This window comes from Saccharopolyspora elongata, from assembly GCF_004348985.1.
Lineage (GTDB): Bacteria > Actinomycetota > Actinomycetes > Mycobacteriales > Pseudonocardiaceae > Saccharopolyspora > Saccharopolyspora elongata.
In genome coordinates, this window is record NZ_SMKW01000235.1 from 1 (window position 1) to 1,057 (window position 1,057).

Genomic DNA, 1,057 nt, shown 5'->3' on the forward strand with positions numbered 1-1,057 from the left:
TTGACGTCCTCCCCACGGCTAAAGCCCGGGGGATTCCAACCAGCGCTAACGCCGGTCGAGGTTCCTGCTTCACGGACCGCCTAACGACGAGGTCTCCACAGGCTGTCACCGCCCGTCCGGCGGCGAGAATGTTCTTCGCCGCGTTCACGTCAGCGTGCGCGGTGTGGCCGCACTGGGTACACCGAAAAACCGCTTGGCTCTCACGGCTTTCCGGGTCCACAGCACGGCACACCGCGCACGTCTGCGACGTGTACGCAGCAGGCACCTTCACGATCTCGCTGCCGGTAAAGCGGGCAGCGTTACGCAGGGCCAGTTCAAGCTTGTGCCAGCCTTTGTCGAGGATGGCGCGGTTCAGGCCGGACTTTTGGGCGACGTTCCGGCCGGGTTCTTCGGCGGTTCCGCTCGCCGATCAGGTCATGTTTCGGGTACAGAGGTCTTCCAGCACGACCAGCGCGTTGCGGTCGGTGAGCTCGGCCGCGACCTGCGAGCAGAAGTCCGCTCGCCGGTCGCGGCCGCGCCGCTTCAACCGGCGCATCTTGCCGAGCGTCTTCTCACGGTCTGCGCTGCCCCGCTTCTGCCGGGAAAGCTTCTGCTGCAACCTGCGGTAACGCTCATCCTCGCCAGGCGAGACGAAATCGCGGTCAACGAGCTTGCCGTCACTGGTAGCTACCGCTGCCGCGACTCCACGGTCGACACCGACGCCGCTGTGGGGTGCGGCGTGCCGTTCTGGGGTGGTGGCGCCGTCCTCGACGAGGAACGACACGAACCAGTCCCGGCCGTCGCGGGACACTGTCGCGGACCGCACGGCACCGCCGAGCTGGCGGGTCATGCGGAACTGCACCCACCCCAGCTTCGGGAGCTTCGCCCGTCCCCACCGCTTGTTCAGCCGCTCGACCTCGATGAGCTTGCCCATCGGGAACCGCAACGACCGGTTCCAACGCTGCTTACCGCGCCACTTAACCCGGAACGTGCCGTGGTCGCGGCACGCCCGGTCCAGGTCCTTCAACGCCTGCTGGAGAATGTGCGACGGCGCGGTCTGCAACCAGTCGTGCTCGGT

At 66.8% G+C, this 1,057-nt stretch carries 2 protein-coding genes; both read right to left on the reverse strand.

Going from position 1 to position 1,057, the window contains the following annotated elements; all coding sequences use genetic code 11:
- Positions 1–271: transposase (locus E1288_RS49720; RefSeq protein WP_235884315.1), on the reverse strand; the 271-nt coding region annotated here is incomplete at its 3' end.
- Positions 272–409: 138 nt separating this feature from the next.
- On the reverse strand, positions 410–1,057 hold a 648-nt coding region (locus E1288_RS49725; RefSeq protein WP_235884316.1), incomplete at its 5' end, for an RNA-guided endonuclease InsQ/TnpB family protein.